At 34.7% G+C, this 23,702-nt stretch carries 20 protein-coding genes, 3 rRNA genes and 1 pseudogene; 11 read left to right on the top strand and 13 right to left on the bottom strand.

Translation table 11 applies throughout. The features are described from left to right. Positions 1–5: 5 nt before the first annotated feature. The 6 genes from M9B42_00640 to M9B42_00615 form a co-directional block, all read right to left on the bottom strand. Entirely contained in the window at positions 6–596 is a 591-nt protein-coding gene (locus M9B42_00640) for a hypothetical protein (GenBank protein ID URQ64363.1), read from the bottom strand. Positions 597–670: 74 nt separating this feature from the next. After that, positions 671–777, bottom strand: a 5S ribosomal RNA gene (rrf, locus tag M9B42_00635). Between the two features lie 44 nt (positions 778–821). Then, a 23S ribosomal RNA gene (locus M9B42_00630) occupies positions 822–3,534 on the bottom strand. Between the two features lie 120 nt (positions 3,535–3,654). After that, positions 3,655–5,175: ribosomal RNA gene (locus tag M9B42_00625) — 16S ribosomal RNA — on the bottom strand. Together the 16S, 23S and 5S rRNA genes form the textbook arrangement of a ribosomal RNA operon. Before the next feature lie 156 nt (positions 5,176–5,331). Next, complete coding sequence (locus tag M9B42_00620; GenBank protein URQ64362.1) at positions 5,332–6,021, bottom strand: polyphenol oxidase family protein; 690 nt, start codon at positions 6,019–6,021, stop codon at positions 5,332–5,334. A 2-nt stretch (positions 6,022–6,023) separates the two neighbouring features. Next, complete coding sequence (locus tag M9B42_00615) at positions 6,024–6,941, bottom strand: RluA family pseudouridine synthase (GenBank protein ID URQ64361.1); 918 nt, start codon at positions 6,939–6,941, stop codon at positions 6,024–6,026. A 30-nt stretch (positions 6,942–6,971) separates the two neighbouring features. Here M9B42_00615 and M9B42_00610 point away from each other — a divergent pair, with 30 nt between their 5' ends. Genes M9B42_00610 through M9B42_00590 form a run of 5 tightly spaced genes read left to right on the top strand, consistent with a single transcriptional unit; the run spans position 6,972 to position 10,004 of the window. Beyond that, a complete protein-coding gene (locus tag M9B42_00610; GenBank protein ID URQ64360.1) occupies positions 6,972–7,694 on the top strand; it encodes an outer membrane protein assembly factor BamD in 723 nt (240 codons plus the stop codon). A gap of 1 nt (position 7,695) precedes the next feature. Beyond that, positions 7,696–7,911 carry a hypothetical protein gene (locus M9B42_00605; GenBank protein URQ64359.1) on the top strand — a complete coding sequence of 72 codons (216 nt, stop codon included), beginning with the start codon at positions 7,696–7,698 and terminating at the stop codon, positions 7,909–7,911. Beyond that, positions 7,908–8,462: a 16S rRNA (guanine(966)-N(2))-methyltransferase RsmD gene (rsmD, locus tag M9B42_00600; GenBank protein ID URQ64358.1), complete on the top strand. Its 555-nt coding sequence runs from the start codon at positions 7,908–7,910 to the stop codon at positions 8,460–8,462. Before M9B42_00605 ends, rsmD begins: the two co-directional genes overlap by 4 nt. Then, the gene (locus M9B42_00595) at positions 8,459–9,367 is read left to right on the top strand and encodes a hypothetical protein (protein URQ64357.1); all 909 of its coding nucleotides are present in this window, start codon (positions 8,459–8,461) and stop codon (positions 9,365–9,367) included. The genes rsmD and M9B42_00595 overlap by 4 nt, the downstream gene beginning before the upstream one ends. Further along, a complete protein-coding gene (locus tag M9B42_00590; GenBank protein ID URQ64356.1) occupies positions 9,354–10,004 on the top strand; it encodes a uroporphyrinogen-III synthase in 651 nt (216 codons plus the stop codon). The genes M9B42_00595 and M9B42_00590 overlap by 14 nt, the downstream gene beginning before the upstream one ends. On the opposite strand, the gene rho is transcribed toward M9B42_00590, so the two are convergent. From rho to hemB, 3 genes are all read right to left on the bottom strand, one after another. Beyond that, positions 9,997–11,265, bottom strand: a complete 1,269-nt coding sequence (gene rho, locus M9B42_00585; protein URQ64355.1) for a transcription termination factor Rho — start codon at positions 11,263–11,265, stop codon at positions 9,997–9,999. The genes M9B42_00590 and rho overlap by 8 nt on opposite strands. 69 nt (positions 11,266–11,334) lie before the next feature. Next, positions 11,335–11,652 carry a thioredoxin gene (gene trxA / locus M9B42_00580; protein ID URQ64354.1) on the bottom strand — a complete coding sequence of 106 codons (318 nt, stop codon included), beginning with the start codon at positions 11,650–11,652 and terminating at the stop codon, positions 11,335–11,337. Next, complete coding sequence (gene hemB / locus M9B42_00575; GenBank protein ID URQ64353.1) at positions 11,645–12,631, bottom strand: porphobilinogen synthase; 987 nt, start codon at positions 12,629–12,631, stop codon at positions 11,645–11,647. Before hemB ends, trxA begins: the two co-directional genes overlap by 8 nt. A gap of 159 nt (positions 12,632–12,790) precedes the next feature. Between hemB and aroQ the strand changes: the two genes are divergently transcribed. From aroQ to M9B42_00545, 6 genes and pseudogenes are all read left to right on the top strand, one after another. Further along, on the top strand, positions 12,791–13,225 hold the full coding sequence (gene aroQ, locus M9B42_00570; GenBank protein ID URQ64352.1) for a type II 3-dehydroquinate dehydratase: 435 nt from the start codon (positions 12,791–12,793) through the stop codon (positions 13,223–13,225). Next, positions 13,215–13,649 (top strand): acetyl-CoA carboxylase biotin carboxyl carrier protein, encoded by a 435-nt coding sequence (gene accB, locus M9B42_00565; GenBank protein URQ64351.1) that lies wholly within the window; start codon positions 13,215–13,217, stop codon positions 13,647–13,649. The genes aroQ and accB overlap by 11 nt, the downstream gene beginning before the upstream one ends. Next, positions 13,636–14,979 carry an acetyl-CoA carboxylase biotin carboxylase subunit gene (gene accC, locus M9B42_00560; GenBank protein URQ64350.1) on the top strand — a complete coding sequence of 448 codons (1,344 nt, stop codon included), beginning with the start codon at positions 13,636–13,638 and terminating at the stop codon, positions 14,977–14,979. Before accB ends, accC begins: the two co-directional genes overlap by 14 nt. Continuing rightward, positions 14,976–17,358, top strand: a pseudogene (gene leuS, locus M9B42_00555) (leucine--tRNA ligase). The gene accC and the pseudogene leuS overlap by 4 nt, the downstream one beginning before the upstream one ends. Then, positions 17,351–17,734, top strand: coding sequence for a hypothetical protein (locus M9B42_00550; protein ID URQ64349.1), 384 nt, complete (start codon positions 17,351–17,353; stop codon positions 17,732–17,734). Before leuS ends, M9B42_00550 begins: the two are co-directional and overlap by 8 nt. Next, positions 17,731–18,732: a hypothetical protein gene (locus tag M9B42_00545; GenBank protein ID URQ64348.1), complete on the top strand. Its 1,002-nt coding sequence runs from the start codon at positions 17,731–17,733 to the stop codon at positions 18,730–18,732. The genes M9B42_00550 and M9B42_00545 overlap by 4 nt, the downstream gene beginning before the upstream one ends. Before the next feature lies 1 nt (position 18,733). On the opposite strand, the gene M9B42_00540 is transcribed toward M9B42_00545, so the two are convergent. Genes M9B42_00540 through mrdA form a run of 4 tightly spaced genes read right to left on the bottom strand, consistent with a single transcriptional unit; the run spans position 18,734 to position 23,702 of the window. Further along, positions 18,734–19,879: a D-alanyl-D-alanine carboxypeptidase gene (locus M9B42_00540; protein URQ64347.1), complete on the bottom strand. Its 1,146-nt coding sequence runs from the start codon at positions 19,877–19,879 to the stop codon at positions 18,734–18,736. Further along, complete coding sequence (locus M9B42_00535; GenBank protein URQ64346.1) at positions 19,866–20,855, bottom strand: lytic murein transglycosylase; 990 nt, start codon at positions 20,853–20,855, stop codon at positions 19,866–19,868. The genes M9B42_00540 and M9B42_00535 overlap by 14 nt, the downstream gene beginning before the upstream one ends. After that, on the bottom strand, positions 20,852–21,931 hold the full coding sequence (locus tag M9B42_00530; GenBank protein URQ64345.1) for an FtsW/RodA/SpoVE family cell cycle protein: 1,080 nt from the start codon (positions 21,929–21,931) through the stop codon (positions 20,852–20,854). Before M9B42_00530 ends, M9B42_00535 begins: the two co-directional genes overlap by 4 nt. Then, on the bottom strand, positions 21,921–23,702 hold the full coding sequence (mrdA, locus tag M9B42_00525; GenBank protein URQ64344.1) for a penicillin-binding protein 2: 1,782 nt from the start codon (positions 23,700–23,702) through the stop codon (positions 21,921–21,923). Before mrdA ends, M9B42_00530 begins: the two co-directional genes overlap by 11 nt.

Here is a 23,702-nt window from a genome sequence, read left to right as displayed (position 1 = left end):
AAAAATTAATTTTTTGGATTAGATTCTGGCTGATATACATAATAGCCAGTTAATGGAATCATTAAATGTGCTATTGGTGTATTAGGCATCATCACATAAGGTGCACCAGTAGTGAAATCTGATGACATATTCTTAATAGTTGCCGGATCTTTAGGCATTAACATCATATGAGGCCCCGATTCAATCCATTGCCCAGGTGCACTATCTTTCTTATTGAGTACTCCTGGTTTGGAGTTATCTTCACCAACATCACCATGCAGCATCCAAGCCCAACCATCAGCTGTCATTTCGCTCTGTTTACCATTCATAAATTTGAAAGCATTTTCATCCATGCATAATGGCATTGCTTCGTGAGCACTTGACCAACCCATTTTAGGAAAAGGTCTGTTGTTACCTGACTGACAAGTCCAACCGTTACTTCCTTCGTGCAAAACTTCTCCATTGCCACCAATTATTGTTGCGTAATTGCCAATAAAATCAGGTGCAGCAGAACCATAGGCTTCAATTTGCCATTCGGCACTAGCATGTGAGCTATCTTTAGTATGCGATAGCAGAATAAAAGAATTTAGTATTAATAATGTAAATAGATATCTCATAATTTCTCCAAGTTGAACTATTGATTAAAAAGGAAAAATGAGATGAATTCAAGTAATAAAAAGAACAAAAAAAAGCCCGATAATACCTACTCTCGCACTTACGCACTACCATTGGCGCTACACCGTTTCACTTCTAAGTTCGAGATGGATTAGGTGGTTCCAGTGAGCTATTGTTATCGGGCAACCGTGATTTGCGAAACTTAATAAAAGAATTTACTTTGAGGTTTATTCAAGCCGATCGAGCAATTAGTACTAGTAAGCTGAATCCTTTACAGGACTTACACATCTAGCCTATCAACGTTGTCGTCTTCAACGGCTCTCAAGGGAGATCTCATCTTAGGTGAGGCTTCCCGCTTATATGCTTTCAGCGGTTATCCTTTCCGAACATAGCTACCCGGCAATGCTACTGGCGCAACAACCGGCCCACCAGGGGTTCGTCCACTTCGGTCCTCTCGTACTAGAAGCAGCTTCCTTCAAATCTCCAACGCCCACAGCAGATAGGGACCGAACTGTCTCACGACGTTCTAAACCCAGCTCGCGTACCTCTTTAAATGGCGAACAGCCATACCCTTGGGACCTGCTCCAGCCCCAGGATGAGATGAGCCGACATCGAGGTGCCAAACAGCGCCGTCGATATGAACTCTTGGGCGCTATCAGCCTGTTATCCCCGGCGTACCTTTTATCCGTTGAGCGATGGCCCTTCCATTCAGAACCACCGGATCACTAAAACCTAGTTTCCTACCTGCTCGATCCGTCGATCTCGCAGTCAAGCATCCTTTTGCTTTTGCACTCTACACACGATGTCCGACCGTGTTGAGGATACCTTCGTGCTCCTCCGTTACTCTTTAGGAGGAGACCGCCCCAGTCAAACTACCCAGCACACACTGTCCTTGACTAAATCAAAGTTAGAATGTCAATCTTACAAGGGTGGTATTTCAAGGACGACTCCACTACAACTGGCGTCATAGTTTCAAAGTCTCCCACCTATCCTACACAAATATGACCGAAATTCAGTGTGAACCTGTAGTAAAGGTGCACGGGGTCTTTCCGTCTAGCTGCGGGTAAACTGCATCTTAACAGCTATTTCAATTTCACTGAGCCTCTGGTGGAGACAGTGTGGCCATCGTTACGCCATTCGTGCAGGTCGGAACTTACCCGACAAGGAATTTCGCTACCTTAGGACCGTTATAGTTACGGCCGCCGTTTACCGGGGCTTCAATCAAGAGCTTTGCCGAAGCTAACCCCATCATTTAACCTTCCGGCACCGGGCAGGCGTCACACCCTATACGTCCACTTTCGTGTTAGCAGAGTGCTGTGTTTTTAGTAAACAGTCGCAGCCACCTGGTATCTTCGACCAATTTAAAGTTGCCTTAAAATTGGCTAACCTTCTCCCGAAGTTACGGTTACATTTTGCCTAGTTCCTTCACCAGAGTTATCTCATCCGCCTCGGTATTCTCTACCTGACCACCTGTGTCGGTTTGTGGTACGGTCTATGTTGGAGCTATTTCTTGGAACCTGTTCACTGCATGCACAATCCAATAAGTGCATACAATTTACCAGATCCGTCACTTCCAACTGGTACAGGAATATTAACCTGTTTCCCATCGACTTCCCCTTTCGGGTACGCCTTAGGGGCCGACTAACCCTGCCACGAAAAGCGTTGGACAGGAATCCTTAGTCTTCCGGCGAGGAGGTTTTTCACCTCCTTATTCGTTACTCATGTCAGCATTCGCACTTCTGATACCTCCAGCAAACCTCTCGGTTCACCTTCACAGGCTTACAGAACGCTCTTCTACCATCATCCGAAGATGATCCAAAGCTTCGGTTCGTGATTTAGCCCCGTTAAATCTTCCGCGCAGACAAACTAGACTAGTGAGCTATTACGCTTTCTTTAAAGGATGGCTGCTTCTAAGCCAACCTCCTAGCTGTATAAGTCTATTCACATCGTTTTCCACTTAACCACGATTAGGGACCTTAGCTGTTGGTCTGGGTTGTTTCCCTCTCGACAACGGACGTTATCACCCGCTGTCTGTCTCCCTTGCTTATACTCAATGGTATTCGGAGTTTGCATCGGTTTGGTAAGTCGGGATGACCCCCTAGCCGAAACAGTGCTCTACCCCCATTGGTAATACAAGAGGCACTACCTAAATAGTTTTCGAAGAGAACCAGCTATCTCCAAGCTTGATTGGCCTTTCACCCCTATCCACAGTTCATCCCCTCATTTTTCAACATAAGTGGGTTCGGTCCTCCATGTGATGTTACTCACACTTCAACCTGACCATGGATAGATCGCTTGGTTTCGGGTCTAATTCCAGAAACTAAATCGCCCATTTAAGACTCGGTTTCCCTACGCCTACCTAACGTTAAGCTTGCTACTGAAATTAAGTCGCTGACCCATTATACAAAAGGTACGCCATCACCCCGAAGGGCTCTGACTGATTGTATGCTAAAGGTTTCAGGTACTATTTCACTCCCCTAACAGGGGGACTTTTCACCTTTCCCTCACGGTACTTGTTCACTATCGGTCATCTAGGAGTATTTAGCCTTGGAAGATGGTCCTCCCATATTCAGTCAAAATTTCACGTGTTCCGACCTACTCGATTTCACTAATTAATGCCTTTCGTATACGGGGCTATCACCCACTATGGCTGTTCTTTCCATAACATTCTACTAGACAAAAATTAGCTTAAGGGCTGGTCCGCTTTCGCTCGCCACTACTAACGGAATCTCAATTGATTTCTTTTCCTCCGGGTACTAAGATGTTTCAGTTCTCCGGGTTTGCTCCACAAAAGTGGTGACATAAATGTCGGGTTTCCCCATTCGGAAATCCTCGGATCGTAGCCTGTGTACTGGCTCACCGGGGCTTATCGCAAGTTACAACGTCCTTCATCGCCTCTAGATGCCAAGGCATCCGCCTTTAGCACTTAATTACTTGAATAAGTAACCTCAAAGTTAACTCTTTGTTCTTTGAAATAATTTTATTGCAGTTTCGCAAATTGTTCTTTTATAGATCTTATGATCGTCTGAAAATTTAGTCACCCTTGTGGGCGCCCTTCCGTAAGGAGGTGATCCAGCCCCAGGTTCCCCTAGTGCTACCTTGTTACGACTTCACCCCAGTCATGGACCACACCGTGGTAAACGCCATCCCGAAGGTTAAGCTATCTACTTCTGGTGCAATTCACTCCCATGGTGTGACGGGCGGTGTGTACAAGACCCGAGAACGTATTCACCGCGGCATGCTGATCCGCGATTACTAGCGATTCCGGCTTCATGCAGTCGAGTTCCAGACTGCAATTCGGACTACGAGAGACTTTCTCAGATTAGCTCCAGCTCGCGCTTTCGCAACCGTCTGTATCTCCCATTGTAGCACGTGTGTAGCCCTACACGTAAGGGCCATGATGACTTGACGTCGTCCCCACCTTCCTCCGGCTTATTACCGGCAGTTCCCTTATAGTTCCCGGCCGAACCGCTGGCAAATAAGGGTAAGGGTTGCGCTCGTTATAGGACTTAACCCAACATCTCACGACACGAGCTGACGACAGCCATGCAGCACCTGTATCTTCGTTCCCGAAGGCACTTTTTTATCTCTAAAAAATTCAAAGTATGTCAAGTGTAGGTAAGGTTTTTCGCGTTGCATCGAATTAAACCACATGCTCCACCGCTTGTGCGGGTCCCCGTCAATTCATTTGAGTTTTAGCCTTGCGGCCGTACTCCCCAGGCGGATAACTTATTGCGTTAGCTGCGCCACTGAAAATTCCAACGGCTAGTTATCATCGTTTACGGCGTGGACTACCAGGGTATCTAATCCTGTTTGCTCCCCACGCTTTCGCACCTCAGTGTCAGTATCTATCCAGAAAGTTGCCTTCGCCATTGGTATTCCTCTTAATATCTACGCATTCCACCGCTACACTAAGAATTCTACTTTCCTCTCTAGTACTCTAGCTTATCAGTTTTAGATGCAGTTCCGAGGTTAAGCCCCGGGATTTCACATCTAACTTGATAGGCCACCTACGCGCGCTTTACGCCCAGTAATTCCGATTAACGCTTGCACCATCCGTATTACCGCGGCTGCTGGCACGGATTTAGCCGGTGCTTATTCTGAAATTAACATCAAAATTTGGTGGTATTAATACCAAATCTTTTCTCATAACCTAAAGTGCTTTACAACCCTAAGGTCTTCATCGCACACGCGGCATGGCTGGATCAAGCTTTCGCTCATTGTCCAATATTCCCTACTGCTGCCTTCCGTAGAAGTCCGGGCCGTGTCTCAGTCCCGATGTGGCTGGTCGTCCTCTCAAACCAGCTAAAGATCGTAGCCTTGGTAAGCCATTACCTTACCAACAAGCTAATCTTGCATAGGCTCATCCGATGGCGAGAGCCGAAGCCCTCTTTACTCCGTGGAGATTATGCGGTATTAATTCGAGTTTCCTCGAGCTATCCCCCTCCATTGGGTAGATTCCTATGTATTACTCACCCGTCCGCCACTGTACTCGCATCCGAAGATACTTTCTCGTTCAACTTGCATGTATGAGGCCTGCCGCCAGCGTTCAATCTGAGCCATGATCAAACTCTTCAAATAAACTGTTTTGCCACTAAAAGTGGCGATTTTTTTTTGGGCACCCACATATGAGTGACTAAATTTTTCTCAATCAGACCAACCCCATCATTGTGGGGAAACCCCCATTGTAGTTTTTTAAACAAAAAAATAAAGCTTTTTTTTAAGTTTTTAACACCTTTATAACCAAGTAAAAGTAATGTTATTAGAAGTTTTTGCTTTCGCTCTTCGGAAAGAGAAAAGTTTATCTTTTTTTTCATAAGAACACTCTGATTCTTTGTTAATAATTTCAACTGAAAAATTCTCTAATTTTTGGCGACATAATTCACGCAAAGACAGATAAAAACCCTGTTTTTTCTCAACTAAAGCCTTGGAAGTATCAAAGTTTGCTCTTTCTAATGCAGAAATAAGATCCTTTTGAACTTCAAAATTTGCTTGAGAGACATGTGGACCCAAGAATGCAAAAGCTAGATCTTTGCCATTATCAGAACTTAAGACCTTCTCAATAATACCACTAACAATTCCTTTCCAACCGCAGTGAAGTCCGAAGACTTTATCAACTTTTTTATTCCATAGAAAAAGTGGTATGCAGTCTGCTGTTTTTAACCCCATCGCTTTTTTCTTTTCAGCCAAGAAGAAACCATCATAATTTTTTTGACCCTTTTCATCGTGATTAAAAATATTTGTTCCATGATTTTGATTAAAATCTTTGTAACCATTTAGGCTGAATAAGTTATTTAATATTTTCTTTTTATTAGTTTCATTCACTTTAGAAAAAATTTTTTTACTTTTTAAGGCAATAACAATTTTTGGTTTTTCGTTAAGAATCTCAAATTTTAATTCGTTGTAGTTAATTATTTTTTCTTCCATTTTTAGAGGTCTTTTAATACTGTTGTAAGGTAATCTGGCAATTCTGCAGAAAATGAAAAGCTCTCATTTTTAAATAAAAAGGCCAAGCTGTAAGCATGTAAAAATTGCCCTTTAAGAGAATTGATAACATTAAGTTCTTTTTCTGAACTTCCCTTCCAGTTAGAAATCTTTGTATATTGCTTATCACCTGCAATAGGAAAACCGATGTGTTTTAGATGAACTCTTATTTGATGTGTTCTGCCAGTCTCTAATTTCACATCAAGTAGGGAAAAATTTTCATACCTCTCTTTTACAAGGTAGTGAGTTTTTGATTCTTTTCCCTCCTGATCAACAGTAAAAATCAATCTATTTTTTGGATGTCTTTCAATGGGCTCATCAATAGTCCCGCCAGAAATTACATTTCCGTGGACCAGTGCATAATATTTTCTTTCAATAGCTCTGTCTTTTATTAAATTGGTAAGTATTGTTTGAGAACTATGATTTTTTGCTACAACCATTAAACCACTTGTCTCTTTGTCCAATCTATGAACTATGCCACATCTTGAAAGTTCACAAGCTTTTTTATTTAAATGCAAAAGCCCATTTAGCAAAGTGTTATCTTTTTGGCCAGCTCCTGGATGAACTGTAAGCCCTGCTTGTTTATTGATGATGTAAAAATCTTCATTTTCGAAAACTATATCTAAAGGAATGTTTTGAGACTCATCTTCAATAACTTCTGGAAATTGTAAAATGACTTGAATTTGATCATTTAACCGCAGTTTATAATTTTTTTTAACTTCAAGATCATTTACCAATACATTACCTTGTTCAATTAATTGTTGAACTAATCCTCTTGAAATATCGTCCAAAATATCAGAAAGAAATGAATCAAGCCTCTTGTTAATATTGGCTTCGTCAATATTAAAAGTTTTTGTTATCATTACTTTTTAGTTTAAAGCAAAAAATTTTAAATGAGATATAAATACCTTTTATTGATTTTGGCAGGTCTCTGGCTTGGAGGCTGCTCCTCAAATGATAAGAAAGAAGAAGCAGACACACCTGAAGTGAGTCTCTATAATCTTGCGCAAAGTAGAATCAGTTCCAGAAATTATACTGGTGCTGCTGAAGCCCTATTTAGAATCGAAAGATCTTATCCATTTGGTGTTTATGCTGAGCAAGCAAGAGCAGATTTAATTTATGTACACTACATGACAGGCAATTTTGATGCCTCTTATGCAGCAGCTGAAAAATTCATTCGTCTCTATCCTAGGAATACAAATATAGATTATGCCTATTTTATGAAAGGAATGACTGGATACTATGCTGATGATGGTCTATTTAGTGATTTTTTAACATTAAATCTAGCAAAAAGAGATGTGACGGGTGCAAAAAAATCTTTTGCTGATCTTACAGAATTCTTAATTAGATATCCTGAAAGTGATTATGTAGATGAAGCTAGATCAAGATTAGTTTTTTTAAGGAATCTAATAGCTAGCAATGAACTTGATAGTGCTGAATATTACTTGAAAAGAGGGGCTTATGTTGCTGCACTAAATAGAGCTACCTATATTATCAAGAATATGCCCAATACTTCAGAAAAAAAACGTGCTCTTAAAATAATGAGAGAGGCTTATACAAAACTTGGCTATAAAGACTACGCTGACAAAGTAAAAGCTCTTGAAGAAGTAAACTAATATGAATTTTATCGTTGTGGGTGTAATTGCACCTATCGCTTATTTCCTTATAAGAATGCTTGTAAAACGCCTTGTTCAGAATTTTATCCTTAATGCCAAAAAAAATAGTAAGGTTGCAGAAGTGCAAGAGTGTCAAAAGTGTGGAGTATTTAAATCCATTGATGACTTAACTGAAAAAGACAATACCTTTATCTGTAAAAATAATTGCTCGAAATGAGCAGTAAATTAAGAATCATCTCAGGCACTCTAGGTAGTAGAAGAATCAAAACATCGAAGAACGCTAATCTAAAGCCCACTCCAGAAAAACTTAGAGAAAAAATTTTTTCATGGCTTAAACCTAATATTGAAAATTCTGAATGTTTAGATCTTTTTGCAGGTTCAGGTTCTTTAGGCATTGAGGCCATTTCTAATGGAGCAAAATCTTGTACTTTTATTGAACAAAACCCTAGTCTCTATAAAAATTTAAAAGATAATATTTCTTCCTTAAATGTTGTAGATAAATCAAAGCTTCATAGAACTAGAGCAGAAGATTTTGTAAGAAGATTTAAAGAAAAAGGATTTAACATTATTTTCTTTGATCCACCTTATGCAAGGGACTATTATGGTGATTTTTTATGTAAAGTTATAGATAGAGTTTCTCTATCAGGAACAATAATTTATGTGGAACAATCAGCACATGATAAAGTGCTTAAAAATCAAAATTTAAAAATGCTTAAAACATCAAAAACTGGTGACGCTTTAGGATCAATATTTACTGTGAATAAATGAATATTAGGATTGGATCGAGAAGTTCTAGTTTAGCTTTAAAGCAAGTTGAAATTTCAATGGAAGAAATTGGAATTGAAGATTATGTAACAGAAAAAATTGTCACTAAAGGAGATAAAGAGAGTGCAAAAGGTAGAACGCAGTTTGATAAATTGAATTTTGTTCAAGATATCGAAGAAAAAATCTCCTCTGGAGATATCGACATTGCTGTACACTCTGCAAAAGATCTGCCAGCTACAGAGAGTAAAGAATTTGATTATTTTTATCTAAGAGAAAGCACAGATGATATCTCTACGTGGTCATCTGATAGGATTATTTTCAGAGATAAAAATAAAAAAAAATTTTCTTCAGAAATGATTCTTGGAACCTCGAGTTTAAGACGAAAGATGCAAGCTAAATTTTTGTTAGGCGCTGAAAAAATTTTTTCTTTAAATGGAAATATTGATACTAGAATTTGGAAACTTAATTCCGGTGAGTATGACTGTATCATTCTGGCAAATGCCGGCTGCACTAGACTTGGTTTTAATCTTAATTCTTACAATCTTGATTTTCTTACTCCAAGCGCACAAGGCTTAATTTGTCTTCAGTGCCTGAAAGGAACAGATATTTCTAAAATGCTTAACAATTTTTTTGATAAAGATAAATATAAAATACATAAGCTAGGTATGGACATATATAAAAGTTTTTTAAGGAATATTAATGCTGATTGCAATTCAGCAATTTCTGTAAGGTCAGTAAGCAATGGCAGAATAGCGAATGGAGAGCATAAACTAACTTTTCAAGTATTCGGTAAAAATGAATTTTTTTCTGCAGAAAAAACACATTCAGACCCTCAAAAATTAATTGAACTTGCTACTGAAGAGTTTAATAGAAATAATGCAAAAAAATTATTAGATGAACATAATTGATACAAGAGCTAAAGGAAATTTTGAATTCGTAGAAATGAATTCAATTAAAAATATTCCATTATTCAAGTTAGTTCCGATTGAATATTCCTTTGAAGATAAAAATTTTCAAAATATTATTTTTCAAAGTAGTCCAGCTGTTGAAAATTTCAGAGATCTAAGTTCACTGCAAGATAAACAAATTTTTGCTATGGGTAAAGGCACTGAAGCAACTCTTCTTCAAAGCAATTTAGTGGCAAAAATACCAACTTCCCCTGGCTCTGATGGATTGATGGAAACAATAAAAGAGAATTCTAAAGGAGATGATTATTTAATTGTTAAAGGAGAGGGTGGGTTAGACCAAATTGAAAATGAGCTTGAAGAAATGGGTAAAAATGTAAAACAAATTTGTTGTTATAAAAGAGAAAAATTCCAGAATTATGAGCATTTAAAAGAAGATTTTGAAAGTGCAAATATTATTATTTTTCCAAGTAAATTCTCTGCTGAAATTTATTTCAAGGAGATAAATTTCACCCATCAAAAAACCTTCTTAGGTATATCGCCTCGTATCAATAATTATGTTGAGTCACTTGGATTCAAAATAAAATTGTTAGATTATTTTTCTGATAACTTAGAGAAAAAAATAAAAGAAATTATTTAGCTTTTGGTTTTGTCATTGAAGAAAAGAATTCTTCATTAGTTTTTGTGTTTTTAAGTTTAGAAATCAAAAATTCAGTGGCAGCAACTTCTTCCATATCGCTTACGACCTTTCTTAAAGCTACCATTCTTTGTAATTCTGTTTCTTCTGTTAATAGGTCTTCTCTTCTTGTACCTGATCGAAGAATATTTATAGCAGGGAAGATTCTTCTTTCAGCAATTTTCCGTTCTAAATGAACTTCCATATTTCCTGTGCCTTTAAATTCCTCATAAATAACTTCATCCATTTTTGAACCTGTTTCAACAAGAGCTGTAGCTAAAATTGTTAAGCTACCTCCCTCTTCAACATTTCTTGCTGCACCGTAAAATCTTTTTGGTCTTTCTAAAGCGTTTGAATCAACACCACCTGTTAAAATCTTTCCACTAGCAGGCTGAACTGTGTTGTATGCACGACCAAGTCTAGTAATTGAGTCGAGCAAAATCACTACATCTTTTTTATGCTCAACAAGTCTTTTTGCTTTCTCTATAACAAGATCTGCAACTTGAACATGTCTTTGTGGAGATTCATCAAAAGTGCTCGCTACAACTTCTGCATCTACAGACCTTTGCATATCTGTAACTTCTTCAGGCCTCTCATCAATAAGTAAAACTATCACATGCACATCAGGACTATTTTTAATAATTGACTGAGCAAGATTTTGTAAAAGTAATGTCTTACCAGCTTTAGGAGGAGACACAATCAAACCTCTCTGCCCTTTTCCAATTGGTGCTACAAGATCAATTATTCTTGGTGAAATATCTTCAGAACTTCCTGAACCAGTTTCAAGTTTTAGTCTAGAGTCTGGAAACAAAGGAGTTAAATTTTCAAAAGCTATTTTTTCTTGACTTTTCTTAGGCTCATTATCATTAATTGTCTCTACCTGTACTAAGGCAAAATATCTTTCTTGCTCTCTTGGTGGTCTTATATTTCCTACTACAAAATCACCTGTTCTTAAGTTAAATTTTCTTATTTGACTTGGTGAAACATAAACATCATCTGGCCCTGCAAGATAAGAGCCCCAAGGAGATCTCAAAAAACCAAACCCATCAGGTAAGGTTTCTAGGATTCCACCTCCTAATAACTCTTTCCCATCAGAAGAGATTGTTTTAAGAATATTAAAAATTATGTCTGCTTTTTTCTGTCTGGAGACGTGCTTTAAACCATGACCTTCAGCAATTTCTAACAGTTCTTTAGTGTTTTTTTGTTTTAATTCTAATGCATTCATTTTCTAAAAATTGGAATTTGAGATGTGAAGATTCGTATAAGATAACAGTTTAAATTTTTTTGTAAAGTTTTATAGATTTCTAGTTACAAGATCTTCCAACTCTTCTAAACTCACTGCCCCAATTAGACTATCAACCATCTCACCACTCTTAAAAATAATCAAAGCAGGGATACTTCTAATATTATATTCAATAGCTAATTCTCTATTCTCATCAACATTTACTTTACATACCGTTAGATTTTCTGAGTATTTATTAGCTAATTCTTCAAGTCTTGGAGAAATTTGTTTGCATGGTCCACACCATTCAGCCCAAAAATCTACTAGGACTAATTTATCGTTTTCCAAGACCTCCGAGGAAAAATTATCTTTATTAATATCGTTAGCCATTATTTTCTGCGATCCACTTAGCGAAGTATGTTAATACTGATGAACTACCAGCTCTAAATATACTCACTAGAGTTTCAGGTATTACATTAGAGTCGAATAAATTTTTGTCAATACCATTCATCAGCATTGAATACTCTCCACTCACTTGATATGCAAATACAGGTAAATCGTATTCCTCTGAAACAACTTTGATAACATCTAAATTTGGAAGTGCGGGTTTAACCATCAATATGTCAGCACCCTCTTGTATGTCTAATTCAACTTCTTTTCTTGCTTCTTTTGAATTTCTAAAATCCATTTGATAGGTTTTTTTTGATATCCCCTCTTTCTGCTTAGAGCCTACTGCATCTCTGAATGGCCCGTAATAACTAGAGGCGTATTTTACGGCGTAACTAAGAATAACAGTATCTTTGAAATCATTCTTCTCTAACTCATCTCTAATATATCCAATTCTACCGTCCATCATATCCGATGGTGCAAGAATATCAGCTCCAGAATGAGTGAGTGTAATTGACATCTTAGAAAGCGCATCAAGAGTGAGGTCATTATCAACTTTTCCGTCTTTTAAAATTCCATCATGCCCTGAAGTTGTATAGGGATCTAATGCGACGTCAACAATCACAACTAAATCAGGAAAATGTTGTTTTATTTTTTTGAGTGTGTCGCATAAAAAATTTTCTGGATTTAGTGCCTCAGAACCCTCATTATCCTTTTCAATAGACTTGAGATGTGGAAACAAAGCAATTGAGTTTATACCAAGTCCTTTCAGTTCTTCAATTTCTTTTAAAACTGAATTCTGATCAAATCTAAATTGATTTGGCATCGAACTAATTTCTTCCACTCCTTTAACTGTGTCAGAAACAAACAATGGTTGAATTAGTTTTTTATTATTTAAAGATGTTTCTGAAATTAAATCTCTAATCACAGAATTTTTTCTGAGTCTTCTAGCTCTGGTTTTTGGAAAGTTTCTTGTTATCATTTAAGGAGGGTAATTATAGCCTAGATTGTAATTTCCAAGCTATAAAAACTAAATAAATTTCATTTTTAAGCACAAATAAACAAAAAAAATAAAAAATCATATTATTAAAAGTCTTTATTTTCTTTGAAAATGTCATTAAAATCTTTTAAAATCATTTAAATGAAAATTTTGATAATAAATGGACCTAACTTAAATATGCTTGGAAGTCGTGAGACTGATGTTTATGGAAACAAATCATTAAGCGATTTAGAGAGCATGTTAGTTGGGAAAAAACATGATGTAAATTTAGAATTTTTTCAAAGTAATTCTGAAAAAGAGATTATTGAAAAGATTCACTCACAAAAAACTGAAAATTACAGCTATGGTATTTTTAATTTTGGTGCTTTTACTCATACTAGTATTGCTATAAGAGATGCGATACTTTCAGTAAAGCTACCATTTTATGAAGTACACATATCAAATGTTTATGCTCGAGAAGAATTTAGGCATAAATCTTTTTTTAATGACATAGCTGTAGGTTCAATTGTAGGTTTTGGTTTTGATGGGTATGAATTTGCTCTAGATAAAATTATGAGAGGTAAAGATGGATCTTAGAAAAATTAAAAAACTCATCGAAATGCTTCAAGAATCTGATTTAAATGAAATTGAAGTTAAAGAGGGTGAAGAAAGTGTTCGAATAAATAGAAAAAAAGGTGATGTTGAAATTCCTCAACAGATAGTTGCACCGCAGGTGCAAAGCAAGGAGATAGTGGATAATGTAGACGAACCTGAAGAAAATTTATCTTTTATTCAATCTCCAATGGTTGGTACTTTTTATAGAAGTCCAGCACCGGGTAAACCGCCATTTGTTGAAATTGGACAAAGGGTAAAAAAAGGAGACACTATCTGCATAATTGAAGCCATGAAAATGATGAACCAAGTTAAATCTGAATTTGATGGAAAAATAGTGGATATAAAAGTTGAAAATGGACAACCAGTAGAATTCAACGAATCATTAGTATCAATTGAAACAATCTAAAAAAATTCTAATTGCTAACCGAGGCGTTATTGCAATAAGAGCACTACGTGCCGCAAGAGAGTTGGGATACTCAGTTGCATCTGTTTACTCTACGATAGACCGAGACCAAAAACACTTAAAGCTATCGGATGAGGCAATCTGTATTGGCCCTCCTGAGACTAAAGATAGCTATCTTAATGAAGCAGCAATAATTTCAGCCGCAGAATTATCAGGTGCTGATGCAATTTATCCTGGTTTTGGTTTTCTAGCAGAAAATGCTTCTTTTGCTGAAAAGTGCAGAGAAAGTGGTTTTAAGTTTATTGGACCTGACCCAGAAGTAATAGCAATTATGGGCGACAAAATTAAAGCTAAAGAATTAGCAAAATCTTTGAATATACCTGTAGTACCTGGATATGAGGGAGAAATTTCTACTGAAAATGAAGCAATTAAAATTGTTGAAGAGATTGGCTATCCAGTAATCATTAAAGCTTCTGCAGGTGGAGGAGGAAGAGGTATGAGAGTTGTTAATTCATCGGATGAGTTATGGCAATCAATCCAATCTGCACAAAATGAAGCTGAATTAGCTTTTGGAGATGGAAAAATTTTTATTGAAAAATATTTAAAAAAACCAAGGCACATTGAAGTACAAATTTTTGGTAATGGTAAGGGTGAGGCAGTACATTTATTTACTAGAGATTGCTCTTTGCAAAGAAAATATCAAAAAATTGTTGAAGAAGCCCCTGCCCTCAATATAGATAATCAAAAATTAGAGGAAATTCAAAACCTATCAGTAGAAGCTTGTAAAAAACTAAATTATGAGGGTGCAGGAACCATTGAATTCCTGTATGAAAATAATGATTTTTATTTCATTGAAATGAACACAAGAATTCAAGTGGAACATACAGTTACTGAGATGATTACGGGTGTAGATTTAGTTCAAGCTCAATTACTTCTTGCACTTGAAAATAAATATGATTTCAAACAAGAGGATTTAAAAGTTAACGGACATGCTATGCAATGCAGAATAAACGCTGAAGATCCAGAAACATTTGTTCCCTCTCCAGGCCGAATAGAGAGAGTGCACAGACCAGGAGGTTATCATGTAAGATTTGAGTCACAAATCTATTCTGGATATCAAGTGCCAGCAAACTATGATTCTCTTATAGCTGAAGTAATTGTCAAAGATAAGGATAGAGATAGGGTGATTAATAAAATGCGGGTTGCCTTACAAGAGTTAGTTGTTGAAGGGATTAAAACCAATCAAAATCTACATCAAAGAATTTTAGAAGATAAAGGCTTTTTAAACCTTGATTATTATATTAAATATCTTGAGGAGAAAATTATTAAATGAGTGATATTTATAACTTTAAACAAATTGAGTTGGAAGCTCAGAAAAAATGGCATCAGCAAAATACTTACAAAGCTGAAATAGATCAAAACAAACCAAAATTTTATTGCTTATCAATGTTGCCATATCCTTCAGGAAATCTTCACATGGGTCATGTCAGGAACTATACAATTGGTGATGCTATTTCAAGGTATAAAAGACTTAAAGGATTCAATGTTTTGCAACCAATGGGCTGGGATGCATTTGGTTTACCAGCAGAAAATGCGGCATTAGATAAAAAAATACATCCTAAAAAATGGACAGATGAAAATATTAAACACATGACGAAACAATTAAAGTCATTAGGATTTAGCTATGACTGGTCAAAAGAAGTAAATACCTCTGATGTTTCTTACTACAAATTTGAACAAGAGATATTTATAAAGATGTTTGAGAAAGGTTTAGCTTATAGAAAAAAATCAATGGTCAATTGGGATCCAATAGATAAAACAGTATTAGCTAATGAACAAGTAATAGATGGCAAAGGATGGAGAACTGGGGCAGATGTTGTAAGGAAGGAAATTGACACATGGTTCTTAAAAATTACCGAATATGTAGATGAGCTTGAGTCTGGTCTTGAAGATATAGATTGGCCAGAAAATGTAGTCAACATGCAAAAAAACTGGATTGGGAAGTCAAAAGGTATAGAAATTGATTTTAAAACTGATTTTGAAAATAAAACTTTGAAAGCATTTACTACTAGGCCTGATACATTATTTGGAGTTACATTCTTTGGATTATCTCCTAAACATCCACTAGCAGAACAATTATCAAAAAAAGATGTAAAGCTGGCCGCTTTTATCAAAGAACAAAGTAAAGGCTCTACAGCTGAATCAGACATAACTAAGGCAGAAAAGTTAGGTTACAAAACTTCATTTAATGTTTTCAATCCAATTACAAATGAAAATATTCCTATATGGATAATAAATTATGTCCTAATGGATTATGGAACGGGAGCTATTATGGGAGTCCCTGGACATGACGAGCGGGATTTTGAATTTGCTGAAAAATATAAAATTCAAATCAAACGTGTAATTGAATCTGAAGAACCACTTCCTTATTCTGGAGATGGCAGGTTAGTTAATTCTCAAGAATTAAATAATTTAAATGTTGATGAAGCTTTTAAAAAAATATCGAAAATGTTGAGTGATAATCATGTGGGAAAAGAACTCTATCAATACAGACTAAGAGATTGGGGTGTTAGCAGACAAAGATACTGGGGATGTCCAATTCCAATTGTCTATAAAAATGGAGAACCAAGACCCGTTCAAAATCTGCCCGTTGAATTACCTTTAGGTGATAAAGATCATAAACCACTAGATCAAAATGAAGACTTTAAAAATATTGCTAACGGAGAAATAAGAGAAACAGATACTTTTGACACATTTTTTGAATCCTCTTGGTATTTTGCTCGATACACATCTGCAGATAATAAAAACAAAATTTTTGATGAGAATACTAACTATTGGCTGCCCGTTGATCTATATATAGGTGGAGTTGAACATGCAATATTGCATCTTCTATATGCTCGTTTTTTTCATAAAGTGCTTAGAGATATGAAGTTAGTTGAAGGAGATGAACCATTTAAAAAATTACTTACTCAAGGCATGGTTCTAAAGGATGGTGCAAAGATGTCGAAATCGAAGGGAAATGTTGTTGATCCGGAAAAATACATTGAATTGTATGGAGCAGATTCAATAAGGACCTTTATGATCTTTGCAAGCCCACCAGAGCAATCACTAGAGTGGTCAGATAATGGTTTAGAAGGATGTCATAGGTTTTTAAAAAGGTTATATGCACTTTCTGAAAAGATTAAAAAATCGTTCTGAGGATGCTTTTAAGGATTCAAATACTTCCATAGAGGAAGAAATTAAAGAGTTGTCCATTAAAATTAATGATGACTACGAAAAAAGATTGAATCTTAATACTGTAGTTTCATCATGTATGGAAATATTTAATAAATTAAATAGAAGAATAGATAAAAATAAAATCACAGCTGACGAAAATGAATTTTTAAAAGTATATGAATTTTTACTTATTTCTTTATCTCCTATTGCACCACATATTTGTGAGTATCTTTACGAAGATGTGTTAGAAAAGAATTTTAGTAGCGCTTGTTGGCCAAAAGAAGATTTTTTTCAACAAAAAAGGAGTGAAGTAAATTATCTAGTTCAAGTAAACGGTAAAGTAAGGGCAAATATAGTTCTGCGTGTCAATCTGAATCAAAGTGACGTTGAAAAAGCCGTATCAAAACATCCAAATATTTCTAAATATCTGGAAGGGAATGAAATAAAAAAAGTAATATTTATAAAAGATAAATTAATAAATTTTGTAAATGATTAGATTTCTTATAATTTTTTTTCTTAGTAGTTGCTCATCAATTGAAAAAAATAATTTAATTTTTGATAGTTCATTTGAGGGTAAGGATAGATTTTTATTTAAAAGATGCCTTTCAAATATTGGTCAAGATTTAGAGATATCTGGACTAAAAGTAATAAATTTAGCAAATAATATAAATTCAGAGGGGCTGGAGTTTAATTCGAAAACATCAATGACTGTAGATATTAAATTTCAAAACGAAAAAATTAAAATTAAATCAATGCAGATGGGTCCAACAAATTATATTTCTTCAAATATGTCACTTGAATTAGAGAAACAATACAGAGAATTTATGATTCTAGATATCTGCGAGAAAATTAAAAAAAATATTCAACAATGAATATCAGTTGTCTAGATTTTTTACAGAAAAAGAACTTAGAAGAGAATTTATTCGTAATTTACGGCAAAGAACCAGCCTGCATTTTTAAGTCAAAAGAACACATTATTGAGAATTCTTTTTTAGATTCTGAATACAAAAAAATTAAACTTGATATTGAGGAAGAAGATTTTATTCTAAATTTCAATGGATCACTTGCTTCCCAAGATATGTTTTCATCAAGCAAAGTACTTTTTATTAATTTTATAAAAAATCGTCTCAACAAGGATGTCAAAGAAAAAATTGAGTATATATCAAAGACTTTGACCGAAGAAAAGAACCCTTTTGCAGAGACAATTAGACGAAAGGATAAAAATATTTCTGGAAATGTAATAGTAGTATTAGAAATGACTGAATTGAAAATAGAAACAGCAAAAAAGGAAATACTTACAAATTTTAAGAAAGGTATTTTTGTAAACTGTTCAGAGCCGCCTCCAACAGAAATTTTTAATTTCTTAAGATTTATTCTTCCAAAAAAGCTTGTTACTGATGAGCAAATTCTAATTCAGCAACGTCAATATGAAGGAAACTTTTCTCTTCTTTTAAATGATATGGAATTATTAAAAATAGTTAATGATTCAAAATATATCGAAAATATTTTTTCTGAAAACTCTGTTAAAAATCACAATCTAATAATTAATCAATTGTCGGCAAGTAAAATAGATTCAGCAATTGAGATCATAAATTACTACGAGAAAAATGAGCCAGGAATTATTCCATTGCTCATTTGGTTATTAAATAGAGATTTGCAAGCCATAAATATGATATTAAGTAGAAGTGGCTCAGTAAGAAAATTAGGAATTTGGGACTCTCAGCCATATAACATGATCGCAAAAAGATTTACTAAAAAGAAAATTCAGAGTGCTCTTTCTTTGCTCGATGAGTCAGATAAGAAATTCAAAGGTTTCTTAAAAGGCAGTCCATGGGACTCTTTAAGAGAAGTAGTTTTTAAATTTGTTTAATTTAGATAAACAGAGATTTTATCCAATCCCAAATAAGTGCAAACCAGTATTGAAAAAAACCTAATTTTTCAACGTCTTCAAGAAAAACTAATTCAGATTCATTAATTATATTGCCATCTTCATCTATGATCTTTAATGTTCCTGCTGTTGTTCCTCCAATAACAGGAGCAACTATTCTTTCTTGGGCTAATATTTGTAACTCTAAGTCAATATTTTTCTTTAAAGTCATTACTACACTTTTATCCACACCTACGGAAACACTATCTTTATTTCCAGCTATAACACTTAAAGAATCAATCACATCTCCAGAAGAGACAATTTCTCTTGTTTTAAAATATTGATAACCATAACCTACTAAAGCTCTCACATCAGCAAATCGTTTATCAATACCACTTCCTAAAACAACTGCAATTAATCTCATATCATCTCTGGTTGATGAACCAACCAAACAATGGCCCGCTGCTCTTGTATAACCTGTTTTAACCCCATCAAACATATCATCTAAATGTAATAATCTATTCCTATTTGGTTGAGGTGCTACATATTCTCCAGGAGCGCTATAGGAAAATTCTTTTTCCTTATAAATTTGATAATGATCTGGAAAGTCTCTAATTATAGCTCCAGTTAATTTTGCAAGATCAAGGGCTGAGCTAACATTATTTGGATCCGGCAATCCACTCGAATTATTAAAATCAGAATTACTCAAACCTAAATCTACAGCGTATTGATCCATTAAATAGACGAAATTTTCTTCACTTCCTGCTATATGTTCGGCTAAAGCTACACTTGCATCATTACCAGAAATTATCACCATTCCTTTAACTAAGTCTGAAACTTTTACTTTAGTTCCCTCTCTTATAAACATTTGTGATCCTGGTGTTTGCCATGCTTTTACAGAAATTGTCGGCTCATCTTCCATTGATATGTAGCCTTGCTTGATTTGATCAGCAACTACATAACTTGTCATCAGTTTGGTAAGACTAGCAACCTCAACAGATTCATTTTCATTAAAGGAAGCAATAACAGTATCTGTAGTTGGTTCATATAAAATATAACTTCCAACACCTAAATCTGGTGGTTTTGGAATAGGTGATGAAAATAAATTGATACTTAGTGAAATAAGCAATAGAAAACTAAATTGTTTCATAATATTTTTTTTCAATTTCTTCAGCCAATTGATGCACTGCTAATGCATATTTACTACTTCGATTATATTTAGTTATTACCCTAAAATTGTCAAATCCAAGAAATAATCTTGTTTTTCCGTTTTGATGCATTAATAACGGCGTTATTTTACCTGAAAAGTTTTCATTAAATTTTAAGCCTCCTTTTTTTATTTCATCAGCCGAAATTTTTGTGCGGAAATTATTTATTCTGTAAGGTAATAAAAGTTCGTCAATCTGAAATTCTGATAATGAAGATATTCTATTTTCAATTTCAACTTCTTCAACTGTGCGAGCATCATTGATCCATCCATGAACCTTTAGGTAGTTTGCCACACTGGCAATTCCGTCTTCTCTAGAATCCATCAAATCAACTACTCCATCGTAATTGTAATCAACCCCATAAGAGTTATAACTTGAAGGAATGAATTGTCCCAGTCCCATGGCTCCTGACCAGGAACTACGCATATTTTTTGGTTGAAGATTATATCGTTTTGCAATTTTAAAGAGTTCTAAAAGTTCGTTTTGCCAATATTTACTTTTAGGATCAAATGCTCTTGTAAAGATAGCATCAAGAGGATTAAAAGAACCATAATTTCTTCCATAATTTGTTTCAATTCCAATTATTGAAACAATATAAAATTTTGAAACTCCAAAATCTTTCTCTACGTTTTCAAGCAATATTTTGTGATCAAGTAAAAATTTCAATCCATTTATAATTCTTGTTGCAGATACTCTTGTATTGCGATAGGAATCCCAAGTGGCTTTTACTTCTGGTTGATTATTTTTTAAAACAACAGCTTTTTTTGAAGGTTTTGCATCTTTAATAAATGCTAATACTTCATCCCTATCTAGATCTGAATTAGAAATTGCAAATTTAATAAATTCCTTAACATCATCTCTTTCTGTAATGTTTGATTCAATATAAAGTGATAAAAGCAAAAATAGAAAAAATCTCATCCTCTTAAAAATCCTCTTGATGAAAAAATTAAACCTAACATTATTGAAAAGCATAATAGAGATGATCCCCCTTTGGTGAAAAATGGCAATGGTAGTCCAACTACCGGAATAAGACCACTTACCATCAGAACATTCATTAAAAAGCTAAATCCAATAATAAAAGTAAAGTATGTGCCAAGATAATATGGAGACATATCAGTTGTAAGCCGTTTTTGTTGCATTACTACAATCATGGATAGAATCACAAACACGGTAAGTAGAAATAGGACTATAACAACCCCTAAATATCCAAACTGTTCTGCAAAAATTGAAAAGATGAAGTCTGTATCTGCTTCTGGAAGAAAATTAAATTCATTTTGTTTGCTATTAAGAAATCCATCACCAAAAAGCCCACCAGAACCAATACTTATTTCTGATTGTAAAATATTCCATTTTTCTGAAAGAGATTGATTTGTTGAAAACCAACTTATTATTCTTCCTCTTTGATAATCAGTAAGAAAAAAATTATAAATTACTGGAGATAAGAGGATTGCAGATAGTCCCATTAAAATGAAATAAACCCTCCTCATGCCACAAATAAATAAGAGCATCAATCCTGAGAGAATATATATCAGCCCTGTGCCAAGGTCAGGTTGAATAATTATGGGAGCAGCTGTTATAAACAAAATAGAAAGTAAAAGAAAAGATCTAAAAATATTGAATTTAAAATTGAAAAATCTTAAGTACTGAATAACAAATAGTGCATAGGATATCTTCATAAATTCTGAAGGCTGTAAACTTAAAAAACCAAAATCTAACCATCTTTTTGAACCATTTATTTCTTTTCCAAAAATCTCAACTGATAAAACTAAAGCTAAATTTAAAACTAACAATAACCAACCTGCAGATAAAACCCGATTCAAATTCACATAGTTAAAGAAGAGACTTACCAAAATTATTGAAATTAATGTAATTAGAAGAAAACGAATAAAATAAAAAGCATCGATTGATGTCACAGAATAAACAGTTAAAGAGCCAGCTATAATTATTCCCAATAAAGAAAAAATTATAAGAAAGCTTCTTAGGTCAATCAGCATCAAATACCTCTAATAAAACATCTCTTGCAACAGGACCAGCAACTGAACCTCCCCATTCGCCGTTCTCAATAACAACGGATATTGCATATCTTGGTTCGTCATACGGAGCGAATCCGATAAACATTGCATGATCTCTAAATTCTTCATTTTCTCTTAAATCATCATATTCCTCTTTTGAGTTGATGCTCTTTACTTGAGCAGTACCAGTTTTACCTGCAAGTTTCATGTCGCCCGGCTGAATTCTTATACCTGTCCCATTTCTTGAATAAATTACCTGGGTAAGAGATTCGTGTAATTGTTTCCAATCCTCTTCGGTCAAATCAAAATTTAACTGTTGAATATCTTGTTCTTTTTGCACTAAATATGGAATTTCATAATCTCCCTTTTTAGCAATCATTGCGGAGATTAGAGCTAAATGTAATGGCGTAACACTTAAATACCCCTGACCTACTCCCATGTTAACCAAATCACCTCTAAATAATCTTGAACCAAAATTTTTTGTTTTCCACTGATCTGAAATCAGAGGGCTGAACTGGTGTGGCCAACAATCAATACATAACCTTTTACCGAATGAGCCAGAGTCTAAAAAATCTGTAAAAGAATCTTTTTCATATCTTGTGGCAAGATTCATAAAAAATGGATTTGAACTTTCTACTAAAGCTTTATTTAAATTAGTTAAACCATGGCCGCCCTCACGCCACGCGTTGAAAACCCTACCGCTCTCCGCAAATCTAAAAAATCCATCATCATAAATTTGCTCTTGCCAATTTGTATAAGAATTGCTTAAAGCAAAAATAGTAAAAAATGGTTTTATTGTTGAGCCTGGGGGATAGAGACCCATAAAAGCTCTATTAAAAAGTGGTCTCTTTGTATCATTAAGTAAAGCCTGGTACTCTTTTGAAGAGATATCTCTTAAATCATTAGCGCTTATTGATGGTGCGCTTACTGCTACAGGAATACTAAAATCCCTTAAATCTATAACTACAATTGAGCCTTTTCTACCATTTAATAGATCATATGCCTTTTTTTGGGCATTAAAATTAATTGAAATATTTAAATCACTCCCCTCAATAAAATCCTCTTTACCTATTTCAACTTTTTTTTGCCCTCTTGCATTTCTTAAAAAAAATCTTTTTCCATGTTTGCCTCTTAATTGCTCTTCATATATCCTTTCGACTCCTGATTTACCAACTCTTCTCCACAATGACGGTGTATATTGATCTATTCTTGATTTGAAATAAGTTTTATCTCTTTCAGATAAGTAGCCCATATGGCCAAGAACATGAAATATTGATGGATGAGGATCATAAATTCGCTCATAATTTTCAATTACAGAAAACCCTTCAAGCTCATTACTCCTAACTAAAAACTTTGACAATTCTTGTTGATTTAATTTTGAAACTACAACCTCTTGATTTCCCGTTTTTATAGATTTCTCAACAATATCTTTGACATATTGATTTTCAATTTTATTTGGAAAAATAGAAATTAATTTTTCAATTGCCTGCTCATTTGGTTTTACATTTAAATTTACTGCAATCGAAAATATTTTTCTGTCTTCGGCAAGTACAAAACCATCCTTTGAAATAATTCTCCCTCTTTTTGGATATACATACTCAAAAGTATTAATATTTTTTTCTCTGAGTTCTTTCAGTTCATCTCCATTTATTACTTGTAGATAAAAAAATCTGAAAAGAACGATTACTATCAGTGCAAGAAAAATAAATGTTAGAAAAATTGTTCTTCCTCTAAAAAATGATCTGTTATCCAT

Source organism: SAR86 cluster bacterium (assembly GCA_023703535.1).
Lineage (GTDB): Bacteria > Pseudomonadota > Gammaproteobacteria > Magnimaribacterales > TMED112 > TMED112.
Note: the sequence above shows the minus strand (reverse complement) of the source record. Positions and strands in the feature narration are given on the sequence as shown.